Here is a 22,045-nt window from a genome sequence, read left to right on the forward strand (position 1 = left end):
GCAAGCACGCGATTCGTCCTCCCGCCTCCGAATTCGGTGAGAGGCGTGCACTGAGTGCATCGATGCACCTAGTGTGAACGGGTGACCCCGATCACCACCCTCGCCACGCCCGACCGGCGCGCAGCCCTCAAGGCTCGGCACCGCGCCGCGATCCTGCGCGCTGCCCGCGAACTGGTCGACGAGCGAGACGGCGCCCACTTCAGCGTCGACGAGCTGGCCGAGCGCGCCGACATCGCGCGCCGCACCGTCTTCAACCACTTCGCCTCGCTCGACGAAGTGCTGCTCACCCTCTGCGCCGACGTGCTCGAGATCGTCATCGACGACTTCATCGGGGCGGTGGCCGCCGCCCCCGTCGGCGCCGACACACGCGCCTCGATGTTCGACGAGCTCGCCCAGACGATCGCCAAGACCGACCTGCCGTCGGCCATCGTGAGCATCGGGCGCATCATCGGCACACCCGACCCCGACGACCCCCGCGGCCGAGCCCTCAGCGACGAGGCCTTCGCGCGAGCGGCCGCACGGCTGGTCACCGAGGTCAGTCGCCGACACCCGACAGCCGACCCTCTCGAGGCCGAGCTGCTCGTGTCGTCGCTGATGAGCGGCGTGATCGTGATCGCGACCCGCTGGGTCCTGCACACGGGCGTGCGACTCGACAAAGCGGGGCGCCTCGCGTGGGACGAGCTCGTCGCACGCCTCATCGACTCCGTCCGGGCCGGGTACCAACCCGCGCTCTGACGAAACCCGGGGTCCACCGGCGCACCCCGTCACCGCCACCACAGCGCGCATTGCACAGACCGCGCAGACAGAACAGAAAGAACGAGGCTTCCATGGCCGGCCTTCTCTACCGCCTCGGACGATTCGCCGCGCGCCGCCACTGGACGGTGATCATCAGCTGGGTCGTGATCATCGCGCTCGCAGCCGTCGCGTACAGCATCTTCAAGGGCCCGACGTCGGAGTCGATCACGATTCCGGGCACCGCCACGAGCAAGGTCACCGACGAGCTGGCGAAGAAGTTCCCGTCGGCGTCGGGCGGCTCGGGCAGCCTCGTCTTCGAGACGAAAGACGGGAAGGCGTTCACCGCCAGCGAGAAGACCGGAGTCAAGTCGTTTCTCGCCGACATCGCGAAGATGGACGACGTCAAGGCCACTGTCGACCCTTTCGTCACACAGGCCGACCTGACCTCGCAGGCGAATCAGGTCACGACCGGGCGCGCGAAGATCACGGCGGGCAAGGCTCAGCTGGCGACGGCCCAGAAGCAGATCGACGCGGCTCAGACGCAGCTCGATCAGGCGAAGGCCGCCGGTCAGCCCGCGGCAGCCCTGGCGACGGCGCAGACGACGCTGGACGCGCAGAAGACGAAGCTCGCCGCGTCGACCAAGACGCTCGACGAGCAGTCCACCAAGCTCGAGCTCGGGGCCCAGCTGCTCGACCTGTCGAAGAACATCCGATTCGTCTCGAAGGACGGCACGAGCGCCGTCGGCACGGTGCAGTTCACGAAGTCGACCTACGAGGTGCCGGCGAGCGTCAAGACGGACATCGTCGACAAGTCCGCGGCCGGGATCACCGGTGTTCACGTCGACGTCACCGAGGACATCGCCGAGGGCGTGCCGAGCATCGTCGGCCCCGGCGAGGTCGTCGGCCTCGTCGTCGCCCTGATCGTGCTCTTCGTGATGCTGGGCACGGTCATCGGGGCCGGGCTCCCGCTGCTGAGCGCCGTCGTGGGCCTCGGCGCGTCGGTGCTCGGGTCGATGGCGTTCTCGGGGCTGGTGCAGTTCACGTCGGTCACGACCGTGCTCGGCATCATGCTGGGGTTGGCGGTCGGAATCGACTACTCCCTCTTCATCCTGAACCGGCATCGAAATCAGCTGAAACAGGGCATGAGCCTGCACGAGTCGATCGGGCTGGCCAACGGCACGTCGGGCAACGCGGTCCTGTTCGCAGGATCCACGGTGATCATCGCGCTTCTCGCCCTCAACATCACGGGCATCCCGTTCCTCGGCCTCATGGGCACCGTCGGCGCCGTCTCGGTAGCCGTCGCGATCCTCGTGGCGCTCACCTTCACGCCGGCCATCCTGTCGCTCGTCGGCATGCGCATCCTCAAGAAGAAAGAGCGTCAGGCGATCGGCTCGACGGCGGCCACCCGGGTGCCGAACAAGCCGATGGCGACGTGGCGGGCGATCGTCACCATCGTGGCCGGTGTGGCCGTCCTCGGCGTCCTCGCGCTGCCGGCCCTGCAGCTGCGGCTCGGCCTGCCCGACGGGTCGTCGGAGGCCACGAACTCGAGCCAGTACAAGGCGTTCAAGACGCTCGAACGAGAGTTCGGCGCAGGTCAGAACGCTCCGCTCGTGGTCGTCGCCGATCTGCCGAAGGCGGCGACGGGCGACACCCTGCTGCGTCAGGAGGTCGCACTCGGCACGAAGATCGCCGCCAACTCCGACGTCGCCGCGGTCGCACCCATCGGCGCCTCGAAGGACGGCAGCGTCATCGCCTACCAGGTCGTGCCGAAGGGCGGGCCGTCCGCGGCGTCGACCGAGACGCTCGTGCACGATCTCCGCAACCTGTCACCCGTCAAGACGACGGCAGGCAACGCGACACTCGGCGTCGCCGGCAACGCCAGCGCGAACATCGACGTCTCCGACAAGCTCTCGGCTGCGCTGCCGCTCTACCTCGTGGTGGTCGTCGGCCTCTCGCTGATCATCCTGATCATCGTGTTCCGGTCCCTCCTCGTGCCGCTCACGGCCACGGCAGGGTTCGTGCTGTCGCTGCTGGCCACGTTCGGCGCGCTGACCGCGATCTTCCAGTGGGGCTGGCTGGGGGGGATCTTCGGAGTGCACGATCCTGCGCCGATCCTGAGCTTCCTGCCCATCATCGAGGTCGGTGTGCTGTTCGGTCTGGCGATGGACTACCAGCTGTTCCTGGTGTCGGGCATGCGCGAGGCGTTCGCGCACGGCACCCCGGCGAAGATCGCCGTGCAGCGCGGCTTCCACGCCGGGCGCAACGTCGTCGTCGCCGCGGCGCTGATCATGATCTCGGTGTTCTCGGGCTTCATCTTCAGCGACTCGTCCACCATCCGCCCGATCGGCTTCGGCCTCGGGTTCGGGGTGCTGGCCGACGCCTTCCTCGTGCGCCTGCTGCTGATCCCGGCCGCGATGCACCTTCTCGGCAACGCGGCCTGGTGGTTCCCGAAGTGGCTCGATCGCATCCTGCCCGACGTCGACGTCGAGGGGGCGAAGCTCGAGCGCGGGCACACCTCAGGCGAATCGAAGCCGGAGCACACTCATCACGCAGCGCCCGCGCCGGACGACGCGGAGCCGAGCGTGCACCACGAGGGCGCACCCTCGCACCGCGCCTGAGCACGCTCGGCTCGAATCAGCTGGGCCTGACCGTCTAGAGCTACGCGGCGCTCGTGAAGAGCGCCGCGTACTCGCCGTAGCCCTCGGCCTCGAGGTCGGCCAGCGGCACGAAGCGGAGCGCGGCCGAGTTCATGCAGTAGCGCAGACCGCCCTCCCGCCACGGGCCGTCGTCGAACACGTGGCCGAGGTGGCTGTCGCCCGAGGCCGAGCGCACCTCGGTGCGGGCGAAGATCATGAAGCCCTGGCGCTTCTCGACGATGCGCGAGGTGTCGATAGGCCGGGTGAAGCTCGGCCAGCCCGTGCCCGAGTCGTATTTGTCGAGCGACGAGAAGAGCGGCTCGCCGGTGACGACGTCGACGTAGATGCCGGCGTCTTTCGTCGCGTGGTACGCATTGCGGAACGCCGGCTCGGTGCCGCCGCGCTGCGTCACGTGGAACTGCTCTCGGGTCAGCTTCGCGAGCGCCTCCGGGGTCTTCTGGTAGTCGGTCATGCCTGAGTCAACACGCGGGGCGCGGGGGACGTTCCCGGCGAGTGGTTGAATCCGAGCGCGCGAGCGTTTACCGTCGAATGCAGGGAAGGCCCAACCAGCCGGCCCGTCACGGTTCAGGGGGGTCATGTCAGAGACGAGAGTGTCGACCGAGGCGGTCGAGGCGGCCAGCAGTCGTGTGGCTGACGAGGTCGCCGCCTTCGAGGCGCGCGTGGCCGCGTGTCGCTCGCTCGTCGAGTCGACCATCGGGGCCGATTGGGCTGGCACAGCGGCTGACGCGTTCGCGGCATCCTGGCTCGAATGGCTCGCCGGCGCGGCGACGATTCAGGATGCCCTCGGCGGGATGTCGAGGCTCCTCGCCGAGTCCGCCGAGCAGTACGCGACGACCGAGGCCGGGGTCACGAAGGCGTCCTCCGATTCGAGCATCTCGGTGACGGCGCCGGGAGACGCGTCATGACCCGGCACCGGGCCGTCGGCTCGTCGCTCGACGCTCTCGTCGTCGAGCTGGGGCGGATGGCCGAATACTCGAACGCTCTGCTGACCGGCGTCGACTCGGCTGCCGCGACCGTCTCGACCGAATGGTCGGGCGACGCGCAGCGGCAGTTCGCCGCTCTGCATCAGGAGTGGGCTGCCGGCGCCGCCCGGATGGCCGAGGCGATGGCCGACATCACGCGCGTCGCGGCGGCGGCGGGCACCGCGTACGACACGGCGGCCGAGCACAACAGGGCGGGCTGGGCCTGACGATGAGCTACACGATCGACGTGGATCCGGTCGGCTACACCGACGCCGCCGCTGCGACCAAGGGCTTGCTCTCCGAGCTCCGCGAGGCGGGTCACACCGTCGTCTCCGGTCTGCACTCCAGCCACGGCATGGCCGGCTCCGACCAGGGTGGTCAGGCGTGGGCCACCAGCTACGACGCGGGCGCGAAGAGCATCCTCCGCGACACGTCGAGCCTCCTCACGGCGTTCGACTCGATCGCAGTCGCGCTCGGTGTGACCGGCTACAACCACGCCGTCGCCGAGCATCGCGCGGCGGGCGGCGCCGGCACGCCCGGCGGAGTCTCCCTGCCCTCCACGGTCGCTGTCGAGACCCTCCCGACACCACCCTCGTCGCACGGCGGCAACCGCCAGTTCCCCTGGGGGTTCCAGTACGTGGCCGACCTCATCGGCATGGCCTGGCCCGACGGGGACACCGACGAGCTGAGGGGGGCAGCGTCCCGATGGGACGCCTTCGCGGCATCGGTCGACGGCATCGACACCGGCGGCCCCCTCTCGGCCTTCGGCGGTTTCACGTCGCCTGAGATTCCCGGCATCGAGGCCAAATTCACGGCCGCCCGCGGCATCGTCTCGAGTCTCGCCTCGCAGGCGAGGGCGCTCGCCGCGGGCTGCCGCAAGCGGGCCGACACCATCGAGAAGGTCCACGGCGACACGGAGCGCGAACTCGCCCAGCTCGCCGCGACCATCGCGGCCACCGTCGCCGCCAGCGCTCTGCTCACCCCGTTCACGCTCGGTCTCTCCGATGCCGCCGGCGCTGGTGCGGTAGCGACCGAGACCGGCATCAGCGTCGCCCGCATCGTCGCCTGGCTGACCGAGGCCGTCGAGACGACGATCTCGACCGCGGGGGAGATCGCCGAGGCCGTCAGCGGAATCACCGGGCTCGGTCCCGCGATCGCGTCACTCGGCGTGCGCGTTGCGCCGATGGTGCTCGTCGGTGGAGTCAACGCCGTGGTGCAGGGCGGTTCGAGCGCGGCGATCGACGGCGTCGTCAACGGTTCGAGTGCGAACATCGGGGCCGACGTGCTCTTTGGCGCCCTTCCCGGCGGCAGCGCACTGCACGACGCGGAGGCCACGGGTGCCAAGGTCGCGGAGGCGGGCTCGCGAGAGGCAGCGGAGGCGGCCGCCGAGAAGTCGGCTGGCTCGGCCGTGCCTGTGGCCGACCGGGAGTCGCTCCGAGGCATCGACCGTGGTGACGGCCGAGATATTTTCGGCAAATACACGGGTGCCGACATCGTGAGCGCCGACAAAGAAGCGGCCGGCTTAGCTCGGTACGAGCGGCTCACTGGCAAGAAGCCGATCGCCGACCAGGTTTTGTCTCACGCTGATGGCTTCGATCATGGGCGTCGCTACGACGGCCTCGTGAAGAATGCTGACGGCACGTACACAGGAGTCGAGGTCAAGAGCGGGAGCGCCTTGGCCAAGTACAATTCCAAGAACAACGTCCAGAGACTGTTCGATGAGGCCGTGAATCGCGGCACTGTCGCGCACGCAACCTTGAACGGCGAACCCATCCACATCACCGCTGTTCGAGTAGTCGAGGTGCCCTGAAGTGATTCCTACGCATGTCGTCACGCTGAACGGCGAAATGAACATCCCCGTACTGGACGCCGACGGCCCTCCCTCGAATGAGATCGTCGGCTATCTGTCACGGCTCGACGGAGACGACCTGTTCGCCGTCGCGCTCTGGAAACTCCCGGAAGGACACAGTCTCGGCACGCCGGAGGCCAACCGCGCGTCTGACGAGAACTACCTGCAATCGGCGGGATCCGCGACGGCCATGACCATCGAATTGCGAGCATCGACGGGCAGCGCGGGTGGGCAGTACGGTGTCGGTCGAGGATCGCATTCGCGCGGAGAGACGCCGGACACACACATCGTGTTCGGACGCCACACTGTGTCCGTCTTCTCCGACGAGGTCTTCACCGCCGACGAGGCAGCGCCGATCTATCGGCACTATTTCGAGACCGGAGCCGTCCCCGATGGCTTGACACTGCGTCCGCTCGAACTCGGTCTCTGACCTGTCGATGCCTGTCCAGCCGGCCTCGTCTCCTCGGGTTTCCCCTGGCCGGGCGGCGGACCGCAGCCGCAGCGGCCTAGGCTCGGGGCATGCCCGCAGCGCCGCAGCCCGGCCGTCCGAAGACGATCGTGATCGCAGGATGCGGCGACCTGGGCACCGAGACCGGCCTCCGCTTCGAGGCCGCAGGACACCGCGTCGTCGGCATCCGCCGCTCGGCCGACGTGCTGCCGCCGAGCTTCGAGCGCCAGTCGGTCGACCTCCGCACGAGCTGCCCGGTCGTGCCGCCTGAGACCGACGTGGTCGTGGTGGCGCTGACCGCGGGGGAGCGGACCGCCTCGGCCTACCGGGCCACTTACCTCGACGGGCTGCGGCACGTGCTCGACGGCGTGGAGCGCGCCGGGGCGACTCCTCGCCTCCTGCTGGTCTCGTCGACCGCCGTGTACGACGTCGACGACGGGTCGTGGGTCGACGAGGCGACGGAGGCCCGAGCGACGTCGCCCACCGCGACGGTGCTGCGCGAGACCGAGCGCGAGCTGGCCCTGCGCGTGCCGAACTCGGTGATCCTGCGCCTCGGCGGGCTCTACGGCCCGGGCCGCGAGCGACTCATCGACCAGGTGCGGGCAGGCGACTCGAGGACGCCGCGCGGGTCGCTCTTCACGAACCGCATCCACCGCGACGACGCGGCCAGGTCGATCGTGCATCTCGCGCTCCATGGCGCCCCGCCGCCGCTGGTGGTCGGCGTCGACGACGAGCCCGCGCAGCTGGGCGACGTGCTGACGTTCCTGGCGGAGCAACTCGGGTTGCCCGCGCCCGCGCCCTCCCGGGGTCGCGACCGGCCACAGGGCGGTGACCGTCGGCTGAGCAACGCGCTGCTGCGCAGCACCGGCTTCGCGTTCGACCACCCGACCTTCCGCGAGGGCTACGCGGCCGTGCTGCGGGGCGAGGGCGTCCGGCATCCCTGAGAGACTGAGCGCATGAGCCTCATCCGCCTGAACGACGTCACCGTCCGCCACGACAACACCCAGATCCTCCGCGAGACGTTCTTCCGGCTGGAGGCGCAGGATCGCGTCGGGCTGATCGGGCGCAACGGCACCGGCAAGACCACCCTGCTGAGGCTGATCCTCGGGCAGGTGCAGCCCGACGAGGGCACCGTCACGGTCGACGACGGCCTCACGATCGGCTATTTCTCGCAGTTCTCCGAGCTCGACGGCACGCAGACCGTGGTCGAGGTGCTCGAGGGGCTCTTCGACGACATCCGCGCCATCGAGAAGGAGCTGGAAGACCTGGGTCTGCAGATCGCCGACGGCCCTTCCGACGACGAGATGATGCGCCTGCTCGAGCGGCAGTCCGACCTCTTCGAGACGATGGACCACCGTGACGGCTGGGAGTACCCGCGGCGCATCGACACGGCTCTCACGATCCTGGGCTTCTCCGACGAGCACCGCAGCGCAGCCATCGACGACCTCTCGGGCGGCTGGCGAAACCGCGCGGCCCTGGCGAAGATCCTGCTGCAGGACCCCGACGTGCTGCTGCTCGACGAGCCCACCAACTTCCTCGACGTGGCGGGTGTCGAGTGGCTCGAGAGCTGGTTCCGCGACTTCAAGGGCGCGGCGATCGTGGTGTCGCACGACAGGGCGTTCGTCGACGCGACGGCCACCCGCATCGTCGAGGTCGAGAACTTCCACCTGCACGAATACCCGGGCAATTTCTCGGAGTACATCGTGCAGAAGCAGTTCCGGCTGAAGACCCTCGAGGCGCAGTTCGTGCACGAGAACGAGCTGCTGGCCTTCGAGGCCGAGGGCATCGCCGACCGGCGCGAGGCCGCGAAGGCCGCGAAGCAGGGCAACCCCCTCGACAAGAAGCTCGCCAAGATCAAGAAAGAGCGCTCACCGCGGCCCGTCGACCAGATCATCACCGAGATCTACTCGGGGCTCCACGTCAAAGACGTGCTGGCCAGGATCTCGGGGCTCGGCAAGTCGTACGGCTCGCGCACGCTGTTCGACGACCTGACCCTCGAGATCCGCCGAGGCGACCGCATCGTCGTGCTGGGCTCGAACGGCTCGGGAAAATCGACGCTGCTGCGGATCCTGGACGGCTCGGAGAAGCCTGATCAGGGCGAGGCCGCGTGGGCGGGTGGAGTGAAGGTGGTCTCGTACAACCGCACCCTCGACGAGCTCGACGACACCGACACGGTCACCCACGCGGTGAACGCGATGCCCGACAGCCTCGCGCTGACGGCGACGAAGAAGTCGGTGGCTCGGTTTCTGGCGATGTTCCAATTCTCGGAGGCCGACCTGCAGAAGCGCATCGGCACGCTCTCGGGGGCCAGCGCGCTCGCGTCGCGATGGCGCAGTGCCTCCTGTCGGGCGCATCGGTGCTGCTGCTCGACGAGCCGACGAACCACCTCGACCTGCCGAGCACGCAGGTGATGGAGCGGGCGCTCGCGCACTTCCCCGGCGCCGTCGTCGTGGTCAGCCACGACCGCTTCTTCGCCGACAAGGTCGCGACGAAGAAGCTGTCGTTCGCCGCGACCGGTCTGGACCTCTCTGCCGCCTAGGCCTCGTGGCGCCAGGAGTGCTGCGGGTCGTAGCCGAGCAGACGGCGCGCCTTGTCGATCGAGAGCAGCGTCTCGGTGCCCGACACCTCGCGCTTGAGCTCGACGTTCGGGAAGACCTCGGCGGCCAGTTCGGCGCTCGGCCGGCTCATGACGGTGTCGGCCGCTGCGATGATCATGGCCTCGAAGCCCGGCTGCGCCTTCTCGAGCGCGAGCGCTACGGCCTGGGCGCCGTCACGGCCGTCGATGTAGCCCCAGAGGTTCCACTTGCGCTTCGTCGCATCCGAGTCGAACGAGGGGAACTCGGTGTAGTCGTCCGGGTTCATCACGTTGGAGAAGCGGAAGCCGGTGATCGACAGCGTCGGGTCCCAGCGCACGAGCTCTTTCGCCATCGTCTCTTCGAGGTGCTTCACCAGCGAGTAAGTGCTCTCCGGCCGCGCCGGATACTCCTCGTCGACGGGGATGTACGGCGGGTCGATGTCGAACGGCAGGCCGAGGACGGTCTCGCTCGACGCGTAGACGATCTTCTTGATGCCGGCCCGGCGCGCGGCCTGGAAGACGTTGTAGGTCGACAGGATGTTGTTGTGGAAGGTGGCCACGTCGGGCAGGATCCCGGGTGCCGGGATGGCGCCGAGGTGCACGATCGCGTCGAACGTGCCGACGCGCTCGTCGAGGCCCAGGATCGCGTCGACCACCTGCCCGTAGTCGGTCAGGTCCACCTTGAGATAGCCCGGGCCGCGCGTGCCGAACTGGTCGAAGTTGGTGACGTCGTGGCCGTCGTCGACCAGCCGCTTCACGACGCTCCGGCCGAGCTTTCCGCTGCCACCGGTGAGTGCGATCTTCATGGTTCTCCTTCGAACGATCAGGGGGATGCCTCCAGTCAACCAGGTGTGCAAGGACCGGTCTCGCTCTTGTGATCCTGCGTCGCGGTCGGTGGATCTGATCGCCTGAGACGGCAGAACGACCGGGCCCCGCGGGGCTCGGCCGTTCTGTGTGCTGGGAGTCGCTACTTGGCGGCGGCGACCACAGCGTTGATGACGTCGGTCAGCGGCACGGTGGGCGACGCGGAGGGGGTCGACGCGGCGGTCGTCGCGGTCGACGAGCCTTCTGCGGTGATCGCGAGGTTGCCGGCGATGGCGCTGATGATCTCGACGGAGACCGGCTTGCCGGCGCCGCCGGTGGCGGAGGGCACGGTGATGGTCTCTTCGATTGCGCGCGTCTGGTCGGCATCGGTCGAGACACTGATCTTCTTGAGCGTGAGAGGGATGCTGACCGTCTGGCCGCTCTCGGTGAGACTGATCTTCATCGAGCCGCACTCGGAGAGAGCCTTGTCGGACTGGGCCGCGGCACCCGTCGTGTAGGTGGTCGGCAGCTTCTTGCCCGAGATGGTCGAGAGCAGGACCAGGTTCGAGCCGTAGGTGAGGCCGGCGTTGACGCTGTCGGCGGGCGGCGTCTGGCTGAGGTTGTTCTTGAGGATCGTGGCGCAGCTGGCCGGCGTGATCGTGACGCCCTTCTGGCTGAGCAGCGCCTGGACCCCGCCGCTCGTCTGCGCCTGCTTCTCGCTCGCCTGCACCTGGGCGTTGTCGAGGATCTTGCCCGAGAGGCCGACCTTCTTCTCAGCGGTCGTGAGGATCGTCGGGAGATCGCTCGCCGTATACGTCTTGGCTGCGGCTGCGGTCGTCTTGGCGGGAGCGGACGCGCCCCCGTTCGACGAGCCGCCCGACGAGCAGGCGGTGGCGGCCAGCAGGATGCCGGCGGAGGCGATCACGACGGTGGCGACGCGGAACTTCACGATTTCTTCTTTCGCTCGAACGATGTCGATGTCCTCATCGACGCAACAGAGGATCACCCGATACAGCTCAGAAGAATCCCCCGGGTCGACCATAGCCCAGGCTGCTCGCGCGGGCCCGACGCGTACGATTGACGCATGAGCGCAGACACCGCACCCGACCGCATCCTCATGTTCGGCGCCGCCTGGTGCGGCGACTGCCGCCGGTCGAAGGCGCTGCTCGACAAGCAGGGCGTCGCCTACGACTACGTCGACCTCGAGGCCACCGAGGACGGCGCCGATCGCGCCTACGCGGTCAGCGGACGCACGCAGATCCCCGTCATCGTCTTCCCCGACGGCAGCCACCTGGTCGAGCCGACCGACGCCGAGCTGGCCGCGAAGCTGTGAGCGTGTCGCCCTCCGCTTCCGCGTCGCCCGCGTCGCCGACCGAGATCGCCGCCATCATCGACCACACGCTGCTCAAGCCCGAGGCGACCGACGCCGACGTCGAGGCCCTCGTCGCGGAGGCCGTCGACCTCGGCACGTACTCGGTGTGCGTCTCGCCGTCGATGCTCCCGCTCGAGATCCCCGCGGGTTCGGGCCTCACGATCGCCGTCGTGTGCGGGTTCCCGAGCGGCAAGCACACCTCGCTCGTCAAGGCCGCCGAGGCCGCGGAGTCGGTCGCTCTCGGGGCCGACGAGGTCGACATGGTGATCGACGTGGGCGCGGCCAAGGCCAAGGAGTTCGATCGTGTCGAGGCCGACATCGCGGCCGTCCGCGCCGCGATCCCGCACCCCACACTGCTCAAGGTGATCATCGAGTCGGCGGTGCTCGACGACGACGAGATCGTCGGAGCCTGCCGCGCCGCAGTCGCAGCCGGTGCCGACTTCGTGAAGACGTCCACAGGCTTCCACCCCGCGGGCGGCGCCACCGAGCACGCGGTGCGTCTGATGCGCGAGACCGTCGGCGACGCCCTCGGGGTCAAGGCCTCCGGTGGCGTGCGCACGCTCGACGACGCGCGTCGCATGATGGCGGCCGGTGCGACTCGGCTCGGAGTCTCCGGCTCGCGCGCTCTCCTCGGCGCCGATACCGCCGTGGCGCCTACGGCTTCAGCCGGCTACTGATCGCGGGCCATGCGAGGCCAGGCGTCAGCTGAGGATGTCCTTCGTCGCGAACCGGCCGTAGGCCAAGAAGCCGAAGACGACCACGTAGCCCGCCTGCAGCACCGCGTTGGCCTGGAAGTTGTCCCACGAGATCGGGTCGCGCAAGAAGTCGCCGAAGCCGAGCCAGTAGTTCGTGAACAGGAACGGCTCGAGGAAGGCCAGTTGCGGCAGCGCGCCGAGGATCTGCGCCACCGTCGACAGCACGATCGTCGCGGCCATCGCGCCGACGGGCACGCTCGTGAGCGTCGAGATGAACAGCCCGATCGCGCTCAGGCCGAGCAGCGACATGGTGACGTACAGCGCCATCATCAGCATCCGCCCCGCGTAGTCGGCGAAGCCGACGGTCTGCCCCGACAGCAGGGTGACGGGGCCGACGGGGAAGAGCAGGGCGCCGATGATCGCGCCGAAGACGACGATCGTGAGAGTGCCGGCGAGGCAGAACAGCGCTGCGCCGAGGTACTTGACGAGCAGGAGACGGATGCGGCCGGCCGGCGCGACGAGCAGATACCGCAGCGTGCCGAGCCCGGCTTCGCCGGCGATCGTGTCGCCCGCGACGACGCCGACGGTCAGAGGCAGGAAGAGCGGGATCGCGACGGTCAGCGCCGTCAGCGAGACGAACAGGCCGTTCTGCGTGATGTCGCCGAGGAAGGCGGGGCCGCGGCCCGAGTCGCCGCCGGTCGTCACCTTGACGGCGATGGCCAAGAGGATCGGGATGGCCGCCAGTGCGCCCAGCATCGCGATGGTGCGGGTGCGACGGAAGAGGACGCGGATCTCGGAGCCGAGCAGCGCGATACCGAGGCCGAACCCCCGGCGGGTGGACACATCAGCCTGCGACATCGAAGCCCTCCCCGGTCAGGTCGACAAAACGGTCTTCCAGGCTCGCGCCGGCCACCTGGAAGCCGCGCACGCGCACGTCCGCGTCGACGAGGGCCGCGTTGATGCTTTCGGCCAGCGGGCCGTCGGCGGGCACTTCGGCCGTGACCCCGCTCGGCTCGTCGGCCGGGCCCCAGAGCACAGGATCGAGGGCCAGCCGCGCCAGCACCTGTCGCGCCGAGCTCACATCCGGGGTCGTGACGGTGACGCGCTGCACGCCCTGGGCTCGCAGCTCGGCCAGCGGCCCCTGGGTGACGAGTCGCCCGGCGCTCATGACGGCCACGTGCGAGCACATCTGCTCGATCTCGCTGAGGAGGTGGCTGGAGACGAAGATCGTCGTGCCCTCCTCTGCCAGCGACCCGATCAGCATCCGGACCTCGCGGGTGCCCTGCGGGTCGAGGCCGTTGCTCGGCTCGTCGAGGATGAGGAGGTCGCGCGGCATCAAGAGTGCGTTGGCGATGCCGAGGCGCTGCTTCATGCCGAGCGAGTAGGCGTGCGCCTTCTTGTCGGCGGCGTGCGACAGCCCGACGCGGTCGAGCGCGGCGTCGACGCGCTGGGAGCGGGTCGCCCCCGGGGCGCCTCGATCGGCCGTGTCGAGACGGTGCAGGTTCGCCCGGCCGGAGAGGAACGGGTAGAACGCCGGGCCTTCGACGAGAGCGCCGACTCGCGGGAGTTCGGAGCGGAGGGCACTCGGCATCCTCCCGTCCAGCATCCTGACCTCACCGCTCGTCGCCTGGATGAGGCCCAGCAGCATGCGGATCGTGGTGGTCTTGCCCGAGCCGTTGGGGCCGAGGAAGCCGAACACGCTGCCGCGCGGAACCTTCAGGTCGAGCGAGTCGACGGCGAGCTGGCGCGAGAAGCGTTTCGTCAGCGCCGTCGTCTCGATGGCGAGGTCGGCGCCGGTCGCGAGACCGACGCCGACCGATGAGTCGAGGCTCACTTCTGCGAGGCGACTGCCGCTTCGAGCGTCTTCGCGCTGACCGCGCCGACGTACGCGCGACCGCTGTCGGTGATGAACACCGACACGAGCGAGGTCTGCAGCACGCGACCACCGCTGACCGGGGTCAGCACCTCGTCGAGCAGCTTCGACGAGCTGCCGTCGCCGGTGCCCTCGGTCTGCTTCGCGGTGGCGGGCGAGAGGGTCAGGCCGACGATCGTCGACCAGCCGGAGCCGATGACGCTCGGCTCGTATTTCGCCTCGAGGGCCTCGGCTTTCGCCTTCTTTTCGGCCGAAGAAGCTGCGCCGCTCTGAGTCTCGACGCCGGGGTGGACTGCGCGCGACGAGTCGTGCGTGGGGACGGTGACGTTTTTGACCTTGGCGCCCTTGGGCGGGGTGAAGGCGAACGTCGAGGCGGAGGGTGTCGAGAAGTCGATCTTCGAGAAGGCCACCGAGAGGGCCGCGGCCTTCTGGCCCTTCGCGGTGATGACGGCCCGCAGCGGCACGCCGGTGGCGGAGTCCACGTCGAGGGTCACGTGGCCCACCAGGGTCGACGAGTCTTTCGGGGTGAGGGTGATGCCGTAGGCGGTGCGACCGGCGACCTTGGCGTTGTCCGTCGTCGACACCGTCGTGTATTTCTTCACGTTGGAGAGCACCTGCGAGGCGATGTCGGCCGGGGTCGGCATGGCGCCGGCTGTGGGGCTCGTCGTGGCGCCCGACTGCGGCGTCGCGTGGCGGGGGAGCGATGACTCCGACGGCAGAGTCACGTGCGTGACGGCGTTCGTCTTCGAGTCGTACGTCCACAGGGTCTGGCCGTTGCGGATGACATCAGTCTCTTGAAGGTTCGAGATCAGCTGCACCCTCGACTGCGACTCGCCGCTGACGAAGACCTTGGCGGTGTGGCTGCCGGTCAACTGCGACAGGGTGTCCGATGCCGACGAGCCGCTGCCGCCGCCGCCGAAGGCCGACGACGAGATGTCGGGCAGGCCGAGGTTCGCGGTCTCGGTGACCGTGCCGGAGAACGACGTGCCTGCGCTCTTCTGCGCGAGCGACACGATGCCGAGGGCCGACTTCGCGGGCAGCTTGGCGTCGGCGTTGGCCATCTGCGGCACGGCGACAGCGCCCGCGATGACGATGGCGGGGACCGCGATCGCGGGGATCCAGCGGAGGCGAGACTTGTTCATGGGTAACGGCTCTCTCAATTGCTCTTCGACAATGCACACCCGGGGCAGGGCAGTGGTCCAGGCCGGAACGCTACCTCCGCAATCTGCGAGCCGCCCCGAATCCTGCGCTCTTTCGCCCCCGCGCCATGGGCGCCATTCCGAACGGGGCGTGCGTAGGCTCCGGGCATGAGCGAGCTCGAGGGTGCCGTGGTGCTGGTGGTGGGCGCGTCGGGCGGGCTCGGCTCGCGGATCGCAGCGGCGCTCGCGGCGGCGGGTGCGACGGTGGTGCGGGGCGGCCGCAGCGCCGAGCACCTCACAGGGCCCGGTGCCTACCTGGCCGACATCCGCACTCGAGACGGCGGCCCGTCGCTCGTCGCCGCAGCGCTCGCCGCCCACGGACGACTCGACGGCGTGGTCGTGGCGGCCGGTGTCGTGGCGTTCGGCGACGCCGCCTCGCTGGGCGACGACGTGCTCGACGAGCTGTTCGAGGCGAATGCGACGGGGCCCATCCGGATCCTGCGGTCTGCCTTCCCGGCGCTGGCCGCGTCGGCGACCCAGGGGCGTTCGCCGTTCGTGGTGACGATCAGCGGAGTCGTGGCCGAATCGCCCACCGTCGGTCTCGCCGCTTATTCGGCGTCGAAGGCCGCACTGGCCGCGTTCGTCGCCGCGGCTTCGCGGGAGTACCGGCGCAGCGGCATTCGCCTTCTCGACGCCCGGCCCGGACATACCGGCACCGAGCTCTCGACGCACCCCCTGGCCGGGACGGCGCCGAAGTTCGGCCCGGCGCTCGACCCGGACGTCGTGGCAGCACGGATAGTCGAGGCGATCGAGCACGACGAGAAAGACCTGCCCAGCAGGGCCTTCTGAGCGGAAGCTACGCCGTCTTCAGCACGTCGGCGGTGAAGTTCTGCACCCGCGCCAGCAGCCCCGCGGCCCGCTCGGCGATGCGCTCCGGCGGGTTGAGGTGCGGCGGTGCGACGCGGATCAGGATCGAGCACGCCAGGTCTTCGCAGATGTAGGTGCCGATCGTATTGCCGTTGAGGCCTGCTTCGCCCGCCTTCGGCGCCGTGAACAGGCGCACCTGGGTGGCGGGCTGAGGCGAATGGCACAGCGAGCACATCGCCGCGATGCCGGGCCGGAGGGCCGTCGACGAGGTGCGGACGATGAGGCCCGTCGGCTTGCCGTCCATCCAGTGCACGATGTAGCCGCGCAGGTGAGCCTGGCTGTCGCGCCAGCCGAGGAACTCGCGCTCGTCCCACAGCATCTCGTGGAGCCCCGGGATCGGCAGGCGCTCGAGGTCGCCCGGCTGGGCGTTCACGAAGGACGAGCGGATGTCCTCTTCGGTCAGCGGCTTCACGCGACAAGCCTAGCCAGGCCGCACCTCACGCGTTCAGGCGCGCAGCCGGGGGTAGTCGTTGTAGCCGGCGGCCGTCGTGCCGTACAGCGACGCCGGGTCGAGCTCGTTCTCGGGGGCGTCGGCCTCCCAGCGCTCGACGAGGTCGGGGTTGGCGATGATGGCCCGGCCGACAGCGACGGCATCGGCGAAGTCGCCGTCGATCAGCTCGATCGCCTCGTCGCGCGTCGTCATGCGGCTGAATCCGCTGTTGACGATGAAGCCGCCGTCGAAGGCCGTGCGGAGGCTCTGCACGAACTCGCCCTCCGGGTCGGAGTGCAGGATGCTGACGAACGACAGGCCGAGCGGCGAGATCGCCCTGACGAGGCCCTGGTAGGTCGCGCGCGTCTCGTCGGGGTCGGTTTCGAGGGCGTCCTGAATGTTGTGTGACGGTGAGATCCTGATGCCGACGCGTCCTGCGCCGATGGCTTCGGCCACGGCCTCGACGACGGAGACGACGAAGCGGATGCGGTTCTCCGGGCTGCCGCCGAACTCGTCGGTGCGCTGGTTCGACGCGGGGGCGAGGAACTGGTGCAGCAGGTAGCCGTTGGCGGAGTGCAGCTCGACCCCGTCGAGGCCGGCGCGGACGGCGCGGACCGAGGCGTCGACGAATTCTCGGCGCACGGTTTCGAGGTCGGCGACGGTCAACTCGTGCGGCACGGGGAAGGGCTTCTTGCCCGTGGGGACGTGCACCTCGCCGCTGACGGCGATGGCGCTCGGTCCGACGATGCGGTCGGTGCCGGTGATGTCGGTGTGCGACACGCGGCCGCCGTTCATGACCTGCATGACGAGCTTGCCGCCGCGAGCGTGGACGGCGTCGGCGACGCGCTTCCAGCCGGCTTCCTGCTCGTCCGTGACGATGCCGGGCTGGCCCATGTACGATCGCGACTCGGCGCTCGGGTAGGTGCCCTCGGTGATGATCAGGCCGGATGACGCACGCTGCGCGTAATGCTCGACGTTCAGGTCGTTCGGCACGCCCGACTCGCCCGAGCGAGTGCGGGTGAGCGGAGCCATCACGATGCGGTTGGCGAGTTCGATGTCGCCGAGGGTGAACGAGGAGAAGAGATCCACGGGAGTCCTTTCGAGGCCGCCGCCGAACGCGACGCCACTTGTTCAACCGTGCCTGTCCGAGCGCATTCCCGCTTGCAGGCGCCTCTCGGCAGAGGCTTCGGCAGAGGGCTTCTCTGCTGACTGATTCGACATATGTCAGGACAAACGATTATCGTGTTGGTCGAGCCGCACTCATCGGGCTGTGCCAGAAGCGTTCGAAGGAGAACACCCCGTGACCAAGAAGACCATCGGCATCGGTCTGATCAGCGTCGGCTGGATGGGCCGCCTGCACTCGAAGGCGTACCAGTCGATCCGCTACGCCTATCCCGAGGCCGGCTTCCGGCCCCGGCTCGTGATCGCCGCCGACGCCCTCGAGGCGAACGCCGACTACGCGGTCGACGTGCTCGGCTACGAGCGCTCGACCCTCGACTTCCACGAGGTGCTCAGCCACCCAGAGGTCGACGTCGTGTCGATCTGCGCGCCCAACTTCTTGCACCGCGAGTTCGCTCTCGCCGCAGCCGAAGCGGGCAAGCCGTTTTGGATCGAGAAGCCGACCGGGCGCAACGCCGCGGAGACTCAGGACATCGTCGATGCTGCTGCGGCGGCAGGACTCGTGACCGGCGTCGGCTTCTCGTACCGCCAGGCGCCCGCGATACAGAAGGCCAAGCGCCTCATCGCCGACGGTGCTCTGGGCGAGGTCACCAACGTCAAGGTGTCGCTGCTCGCCGACTACTCCGCCGACCCGCTGGGTGCCTTCACCTGGCGCTACGAGCGGGGGCGGGCAGGATCCGGCGTGCTCGGCGACCTGCTCAGCCACGGCATCGATCTCGCGTCGCAGCTCGTCGCGCACATCTCGTCGGTGACCGCCCTCACGCAGACCGTCATCGACGAGCGCCCGGTGCCGCAGCACGCGACCGTCGGCCACCAGAAGGCCTCGGCCGACGACCCGAAGCGCATCGTCGAGAACGAGGACTACGCCTCCCTCCTCGCGCGGTTCCGAGGATCGAAGGCGGTCGGCTTCTTCGAGGCCAGCCGCGTCGCCGTCGGCCCGCGCTCCGACTACTCGATCGAGGTGTTCGGTACGACGGGTTCGCTCAAGTGGAGCTTCGCGGCGATGAACGAGCTGCAGGTGGCGCTCGGCATCGACGGCGACGTGCACGGCTACACCACCGTTCTGGCGGGCCCCGGCGACGGCGACTACGCGCACTTCCAGCCGGGCCCCGGCATCTCGATGAGCTTCGACGACCTCAAGACGATCGAGGCGTACCAGTTCCTCACCTCCGTCGTGACGGGCGAGCAGGTCGCGCCGTCGGTCGCCGACGCCCTCGCCGCCGCGCGGGTCGTCGAGGCCGCCGAGGCGTCGGCCGGCGACGGCGCGTGGCACGAGGTGGGTGCCGCGGCGCGCGCTTGACGCCCGCCGCCGTCCCCTCCCGTGGGACACCGCGTTCGGCGCCGGACACCGTGCACGCACGGTTTCCGGTGGATGGGCGGCGAGGGAGGTACCCCGAAACGCCGAGGGGATTGAGCGCTTACGGAGGTTCGACGGGCAGGCTGGCGGGATGACTTCTGCTGAAGAGACCGAGGCCCGCGAGCCGACTCCGCTCGAGGCCGCCATCCTCAAGGGGCAGTCCGGCGAGGCCGACATGAACGAGGTCATCGCCCAGTTCGTGAACTCGCTGGTCGTCGTGCCGACCGCCACCGAGGTCGGCGACGACATGAACGAGCTGCAGCCGGTGCTGTTCGACCGCGAGGGCACGCCCATGTTGGCGATCTTCACGCACATCGACCGCATCCCCGAGCAGGTCGCCGACGTCGCGAAGTTCGCCGTGCAACTGCCCGCCGCCGAGTTCGTGCAAGCGATCCCGACCGAGACCGGCGTCGTGGTCAACCCGGGCAACAGCGAGGGGTTCGAGATGCTGCCGGAGGGAGTTCAGCAGCTCGCCAACGACGTCCGCGGCATGCTCGCGGCCATGGAGGCGGCGCAGATCGCCGGCGACCAGCCCGACTCGGACGACGCACCGCCGGCATCGACCAAGGTCGACCCGTCGGCCATCCCGCACTTCTAAGCGGTATCAGCGGGCGGGGTGGCCATCGGCATCAGGCCCGCGCAGCCGCCCGCAGCCCGTACTCGGCGTCGAGGCGATCCAGCACGGGCGTGCTCGCCGCCGTCGAGAACTTGCGGGCGAAGATGTGGGCGAACTCCTGGTCGTCGTCGAACCGGCGGCGCAGGATCCTGTCGAGCACGTCGGTCTCGATCCACGGCGGGCTTTTCTTCCGCGGCCCTGCCCAGTCGATCCACCACAGGTGCGCGTTGATGTGGTGACCCTCCCACCCCGGCGTGAAGCGCGGGGTGTTGAGGATCGAATCGACGAAGGTCTCGTCGGACGACCAGGTGCGGCGCCAGAAGCGCACCAGCTCGGGGTGCTCGTCATGCGCGTCGACGACGGCCCGAGCGTGTTCGACAGAGAGGATCTTCGACGACGACCCGCCCGCGAAGACGACGTCGCGCGGCAGGCGACGGGGGATCGGGATGCGCAGCATCCGCTTGCCCAAGGCCCAGTGCCGGTACCGAAGCCGGTCGAAGCCGCCGGTGCGCCCCCACTGCGAGTACGGCAGCTTCGCCGAGACGACGAACGAGTCGTCGCGGTGATCCTGCAGGAGGCTTCGGATCTCGGCGATCGACGTGATCGGGTAGTCGGCGCCCGAGATCAGGGCGATGTGCGTGATGCCGGGCCGCGCCAGAGCTGCGCGGTACCCCTCGATCTCGGCCTCCACCGCGCCCCAGGTCGCCCAGGCCGTCCGTCGACGTTCGAGAACGCCGACGCGGGGCGGCAGACCAGCCGTGATCGCCGCGAACATCTCGTCGCTCGCCCGGGCGTCGACATGAAGGAGGATCGGGAAGGGGTCGAGCGCCTCGATCAGGCGATGGACCTGCTGCGGATCGTTGTGGGCCAGGACGACGCAGGCGAGTTCGGGAGATGCCGCATCGGGAGCCATGCCGCAAATGTACAGGCCGAACACGGCCGGCACTCCTCACCAGAACGAGGGCCGACACGCGCTCGAAACGTCGGCTTGCTAGGCTGGCGTCGCACAATCGGCTGCACCACTACAACTGCATATCGGGCCACGAACACAACGCGGGAGAGCGCACGACCCCCGGGTCGGCCACCGAAGGAGCAAGCTTCCCCGCCAATCTCTCAGGTAGACGTACCGCGTCGTGTCGGCCACTCTGAAAAGCAGAGGCAGCACTGTGCGCCTCTCGCCCACGGTGAAAGTCGGCTGCCCGTTCGGGCGCCGGTGAAGCTCTCAGGCCTATGACAGAGGGGGAGACCGACCGCAGTCAGCGGTCGACTGCCCTCGATCCCTTCGGAGCCACGATTGTCTGACGACACCGTCGAACCCCGCTTCAGCCCCCTGCACGATGTCCATGTGCAGGCCGGTGCCAGCTTCACCGACTTCGCCGGCTGGCAGATGCCCGTCCGCTATTCGTCCGACCTGCAAGAGCACCACGCGGTTCGCACCGCCGCCGGCCTCTTCGACCTGTCGCACATGGCCGAGATCGCGGTCGTCGGGCAGGATGCGGGGCGCTTCCTCGACAACGCGCTGGCCGGCACCCTCTCGACCATCGCCGTCGGGCGTGCCAAGTACTCCCTCCTCCTGTCGCCCGCGGGCGGCATCATCGACGATCTCGTGGTCTACCGGCTCGACGACCACGACTTCCTCGTGGTCGCGAACGCCGGCAACCGGGACGCGGCATTCGCTGCGCTGGCGCAGCGCGCGCACGGCTTCGACGTCACAGTCGACGACGAGAGCGACGACACGGCGCTCATTGCGATCCAGGGCCCGGAGGCCGCGGGCGTGCTCGACGAGCTGATCACGAGCGACCGTCTCCAGCCTGACGCGCCGCTCGCCGAGCTGCGCTACTACCGCGTGCTGCAGGGCACCTTCGACGACGCCCCCGTGCTCATCGCGCGCACCGGCTACACCGGCGAGGACGGTTTCGAGCTCTATCTCGACACCGACACGGCGCCGGCACTGTGGCAGGCCCTCGCCGAGGCCGGAGCCCCGCGCGGCGTCGTGCCCGCGGGTCTCGCGAGCCGCGATACCCTGCGCCTCGAGGCCGGCATGCCCCTCTACGGTCACGAGCTCGGGCTCGACACCAAGCCGGCTCAGGCCGGTCTCGGGCGCGTGGTCGATGCGAGCAAGACCGAGTTCGTCGGGCGCGACGCCGTCGAGCCCGCCGAGGGCGCCCGCGTCCTCGTCGGCCTCGCCCTCGAGGGCCGCCGCGCCGCCCGCGCCGACTACCCCGTGCTCGACGAGGCCGGCGGCGTCGTCGGCACGGTGACGAGCGGTGCGCTCTCACCGACGCTCGGCCACCCGGTCGCGATGGCGTACGTCGATCCTGCCCTCGCAGCCGTCGGCACGACTCTCACCGTCGACGTCCGCGGCACCGCCATCCCCGCGACCGTCGTCGCCCTCCCCTTCTACAAGCGCTCCTAGCCCTCTCGAAA

23 protein-coding genes, 1 pseudogene and 1 riboswitch are annotated in these 22,045 nt (G+C 69.3%); of the genes and pseudogenes, 15 read left to right on the top strand and 9 right to left on the bottom strand.

Annotated features, from left to right (window positions below; all coding sequences use genetic code 11):
* Window positions 1–81 precede the first annotated feature (81 nt).
* Window positions 82–735: a TetR/AcrR family transcriptional regulator gene (locus AX769_RS08920; RefSeq protein ID WP_082763626.1), complete on the top strand. Its 654-nt coding sequence runs from the start codon at window positions 82–84 to the stop codon at window positions 733–735.
* A gap of 92 nt (window positions 736–827) precedes the next feature.
* On the top strand, window positions 828–3,353 hold the full coding sequence (locus AX769_RS08925) for an MMPL family transporter (RefSeq protein WP_066278343.1): 2,526 nt from the start codon (window positions 828–830) through the stop codon (window positions 3,351–3,353).
* A 40-nt stretch (window positions 3,354–3,393) separates the two neighbouring features.
* On the opposite strand, the gene msrB is transcribed toward AX769_RS08925, so the two are convergent.
* On the bottom strand, window positions 3,394–3,843 hold the full coding sequence (gene msrB, locus AX769_RS08930) for a peptide-methionine (R)-S-oxide reductase MsrB (protein ID WP_066278345.1): 450 nt from the start codon (window positions 3,841–3,843) through the stop codon (window positions 3,394–3,396).
* A gap of 124 nt (window positions 3,844–3,967) precedes the next feature.
* Between msrB and AX769_RS08935 the strand changes: the two genes are divergently transcribed.
* From AX769_RS08935 to AX769_RS25140, 7 genes and pseudogenes are all read left to right on the top strand, one after another.
* The gene (locus AX769_RS08935) at window positions 3,968–4,297 is read left to right on the top strand and encodes a WXG100 family type VII secretion target (RefSeq protein ID WP_082763628.1); all 330 of its coding nucleotides are present in this window, start codon (window positions 3,968–3,970) and stop codon (window positions 4,295–4,297) included.
* Complete coding sequence (locus AX769_RS08940) at window positions 4,294–4,581, top strand: WXG100 family type VII secretion target (protein ID WP_066278348.1); 288 nt, start codon at window positions 4,294–4,296, stop codon at window positions 4,579–4,581. The genes AX769_RS08935 and AX769_RS08940 overlap by 4 nt, the downstream gene beginning before the upstream one ends.
* Before the next feature lie 2 nt (window positions 4,582–4,583).
* Window positions 4,584–6,164, top strand: a complete 1,581-nt coding sequence (locus tag AX769_RS08945; RefSeq protein WP_066278350.1) for a hypothetical protein — start codon at window positions 4,584–4,586, stop codon at window positions 6,162–6,164.
* A gap of 37 nt (window positions 6,165–6,201) precedes the next feature.
* Window positions 6,202–6,633, top strand: coding sequence for a hypothetical protein (locus AX769_RS08950; RefSeq protein ID WP_157887534.1), 432 nt, complete (start codon window positions 6,202–6,204; stop codon window positions 6,631–6,633).
* Between the two features lie 89 nt (window positions 6,634–6,722).
* Window positions 6,723–7,595: an NAD(P)-dependent oxidoreductase gene (locus AX769_RS08955; RefSeq protein WP_066278355.1), complete on the top strand. Its 873-nt coding sequence runs from the start codon at window positions 6,723–6,725 to the stop codon at window positions 7,593–7,595.
* A gap of 12 nt (window positions 7,596–7,607) precedes the next feature.
* Window positions 7,608–8,974, top strand: a pseudogene (locus AX769_RS08960) (ABC-F family ATP-binding cassette domain-containing protein); the annotation flags it as partial.
* A 33-nt stretch (window positions 8,975–9,007) separates the two neighbouring features.
* Window positions 9,008–9,190 (top strand): hypothetical protein, encoded by a 183-nt coding sequence (locus tag AX769_RS25140; protein ID WP_369824113.1) that lies wholly within the window; start codon window positions 9,008–9,010, stop codon window positions 9,188–9,190.
* Here AX769_RS25140 and AX769_RS08965 read toward each other — a convergent pair.
* Window positions 9,187–10,032 carry an NAD(P)-dependent oxidoreductase gene (locus AX769_RS08965; protein ID WP_066278357.1) on the bottom strand — a complete coding sequence of 282 codons (846 nt, stop codon included), beginning with the start codon at window positions 10,030–10,032 and terminating at the stop codon, window positions 9,187–9,189. The two genes, AX769_RS25140 and AX769_RS08965, sit on opposite strands and share 4 nt — an antisense overlap.
* Window positions 10,033–10,193: 161 nt before the next feature.
* On the bottom strand, window positions 10,194–10,979 hold the full coding sequence (locus tag AX769_RS08970; protein ID WP_157887535.1) for a hypothetical protein: 786 nt from the start codon (window positions 10,977–10,979) through the stop codon (window positions 10,194–10,196).
* Window positions 10,980–11,114: 135 nt separating this feature from the next.
* On the opposite strand from AX769_RS08970, the gene AX769_RS08975 reads away from it, so the two are divergent.
* Together AX769_RS08975 and deoC are read left to right on the top strand one after the other, a co-directional pair.
* Window positions 11,115–11,363, top strand: a complete 249-nt coding sequence (locus AX769_RS08975) for a glutaredoxin domain-containing protein (protein WP_066278362.1) — start codon at window positions 11,115–11,117, stop codon at window positions 11,361–11,363.
* Window positions 11,360–12,079: a deoxyribose-phosphate aldolase gene (gene deoC / locus AX769_RS08980; RefSeq protein ID WP_066278365.1), complete on the top strand. Its 720-nt coding sequence runs from the start codon at window positions 11,360–11,362 to the stop codon at window positions 12,077–12,079. Before AX769_RS08975 ends, deoC begins: the two co-directional genes overlap by 4 nt.
* A 24-nt stretch (window positions 12,080–12,103) precedes the next feature.
* On the opposite strand, the gene AX769_RS08985 is transcribed toward deoC, so the two are convergent.
* From AX769_RS08985 to AX769_RS08995, 3 genes are read right to left on the bottom strand one after another with little or no spacing between them, the layout of a single operon-like run.
* Complete coding sequence (locus tag AX769_RS08985) at window positions 12,104–12,955, bottom strand: ABC transporter permease (protein WP_066278366.1); 852 nt, start codon at window positions 12,953–12,955, stop codon at window positions 12,104–12,106.
* A complete protein-coding gene (locus AX769_RS08990; protein WP_066278369.1) occupies window positions 12,942–13,931 on the bottom strand; it encodes an ABC transporter ATP-binding protein in 990 nt (329 codons plus the stop codon). Before AX769_RS08990 ends, AX769_RS08985 begins: the two co-directional genes overlap by 14 nt.
* Window positions 13,928–15,112, bottom strand: coding sequence for a DUF2092 domain-containing protein (locus AX769_RS08995; protein WP_066278371.1), 1,185 nt, complete (start codon window positions 15,110–15,112; stop codon window positions 13,928–13,930). The genes AX769_RS08990 and AX769_RS08995 overlap by 4 nt, the downstream gene beginning before the upstream one ends.
* Window positions 15,113–15,277: 165 nt before the next feature.
* On the opposite strand from AX769_RS08995, the gene AX769_RS09000 reads away from it, so the two are divergent.
* Window positions 15,278–15,958 carry an SDR family oxidoreductase gene (locus AX769_RS09000; protein ID WP_082763631.1) on the top strand — a complete coding sequence of 227 codons (681 nt, stop codon included), beginning with the start codon at window positions 15,278–15,280 and terminating at the stop codon, window positions 15,956–15,958.
* A gap of 7 nt (window positions 15,959–15,965) precedes the next feature.
* On the opposite strand, the gene AX769_RS09005 is transcribed toward AX769_RS09000, so the two are convergent.
* Both AX769_RS09005 and AX769_RS09010 read right to left on the bottom strand, forming a co-directional pair.
* Entirely contained in the window at window positions 15,966–16,448 is a 483-nt protein-coding gene (locus tag AX769_RS09005; protein ID WP_066278372.1) for an FBP domain-containing protein, read from the bottom strand.
* 33 nt (window positions 16,449–16,481) lie between these two features.
* Entirely contained in the window at window positions 16,482–17,555 is a 1,074-nt protein-coding gene (locus AX769_RS09010) for an alkene reductase (RefSeq protein ID WP_066278375.1), read from the bottom strand.
* 211 nt (window positions 17,556–17,766) lie between these two features.
* Here AX769_RS09010 and AX769_RS09015 point away from each other — a divergent pair, with 211 nt between their 5' ends.
* Window positions 17,767–18,945, top strand: a complete 1,179-nt coding sequence (locus AX769_RS09015) for a Gfo/Idh/MocA family protein (protein WP_066278378.1) — start codon at window positions 17,767–17,769, stop codon at window positions 18,943–18,945.
* 148 nt (window positions 18,946–19,093) lie between these two features.
* Window positions 19,094–19,600, top strand: coding sequence for an SseB family protein (locus tag AX769_RS09020; RefSeq protein ID WP_082763634.1), 507 nt, complete (start codon window positions 19,094–19,096; stop codon window positions 19,598–19,600).
* A gap of 31 nt (window positions 19,601–19,631) precedes the next feature.
* Here the strand turns inward: AX769_RS09020 and AX769_RS09025 are convergent, their stop codons facing one another.
* On the bottom strand, window positions 19,632–20,531 hold the full coding sequence (locus tag AX769_RS09025; protein ID WP_157887537.1) for a beta-1,6-N-acetylglucosaminyltransferase: 900 nt from the start codon (window positions 20,529–20,531) through the stop codon (window positions 19,632–19,634).
* 131 nt (window positions 20,532–20,662) lie between these two features.
* A riboswitch (glycine riboswitch) is annotated at window positions 20,663–20,757 on the top strand.
* A 155-nt stretch (window positions 20,758–20,912) separates the two neighbouring features.
* On the opposite strand from AX769_RS09025, the gene gcvT reads away from it, so the two are divergent.
* Complete coding sequence (gene gcvT / locus AX769_RS09030; RefSeq protein ID WP_066278383.1) at window positions 20,913–22,034, top strand: glycine cleavage system aminomethyltransferase GcvT; 1,122 nt, start codon at window positions 20,913–20,915, stop codon at window positions 22,032–22,034.
* The last annotated feature ends 11 nt before the right edge of the window (window positions 22,035–22,045 follow it).

The sequence above is a fragment of the Frondihabitans sp. PAMC 28766 genome, assembly GCF_001577365.1.
Lineage (GTDB): Bacteria > Actinomycetota > Actinomycetes > Actinomycetales > Microbacteriaceae > Frondihabitans.

Excerpts from the sequence above, each read along its gene's own strand:
- AX769_RS08925 (WP_066278343.1), top strand. The coding sequence starts at position 828 with ATGGCCGGCCTTCTCTACCGCCTCGGACGATTCGCCGCGCGCCGCCAC.
- msrB (WP_066278345.1), bottom strand. The coding sequence starts at position 3,843 with ATGACCGACTACCAGAAGACCCCGGAGGCGCTCGCGAAGCTGACCCGA.
- AX769_RS08935 (WP_082763628.1), top strand. The coding sequence starts at position 3,968 with ATGTCAGAGACGAGAGTGTCGACCGAGGCGGTCGAGGCGGCCAGCAGT.
- AX769_RS08940 (WP_066278348.1), top strand. The coding sequence starts at position 4,294 with ATGACCCGGCACCGGGCCGTCGGCTCGTCGCTCGACGCTCTCGTCGTC.
- AX769_RS08945 (WP_066278350.1), top strand. The coding sequence starts at position 4,584 with ATGAGCTACACGATCGACGTGGATCCGGTCGGCTACACCGACGCCGCC.
- AX769_RS08950 (WP_157887534.1), top strand. The coding sequence starts at position 6,202 with ATGAACATCCCCGTACTGGACGCCGACGGCCCTCCCTCGAATGAGATC.
- AX769_RS08955 (WP_066278355.1), top strand. The coding sequence starts at position 6,723 with ATGCCCGCAGCGCCGCAGCCCGGCCGTCCGAAGACGATCGTGATCGCA.
- AX769_RS08965 (WP_066278357.1), bottom strand. The coding sequence starts at position 10,032 with ATGAAGATCGCACTCACCGGTGGCAGCGGAAAGCTCGGCCGGAGCGTC.
- AX769_RS08975 (WP_066278362.1), top strand. The coding sequence starts at position 11,115 with ATGAGCGCAGACACCGCACCCGACCGCATCCTCATGTTCGGCGCCGCC.
- AX769_RS08985 (WP_066278366.1), bottom strand. The coding sequence starts at position 12,955 with ATGTCGCAGGCTGATGTGTCCACCCGCCGGGGGTTCGGCCTCGGTATC.
- AX769_RS08995 (WP_066278371.1), bottom strand. The coding sequence starts at position 15,112 with ATGAACAAGTCTCGCCTCCGCTGGATCCCCGCGATCGCGGTCCCCGCC.
- AX769_RS09000 (WP_082763631.1), top strand. The coding sequence starts at position 15,278 with ATGAGCGAGCTCGAGGGTGCCGTGGTGCTGGTGGTGGGCGCGTCGGGC.
- AX769_RS09020 (WP_082763634.1), top strand. The coding sequence starts at position 19,094 with ATGACTTCTGCTGAAGAGACCGAGGCCCGCGAGCCGACTCCGCTCGAG.
- AX769_RS09025 (WP_157887537.1), bottom strand. The coding sequence starts at position 20,531 with ATGGCTCCCGATGCGGCATCTCCCGAACTCGCCTGCGTCGTCCTGGCC.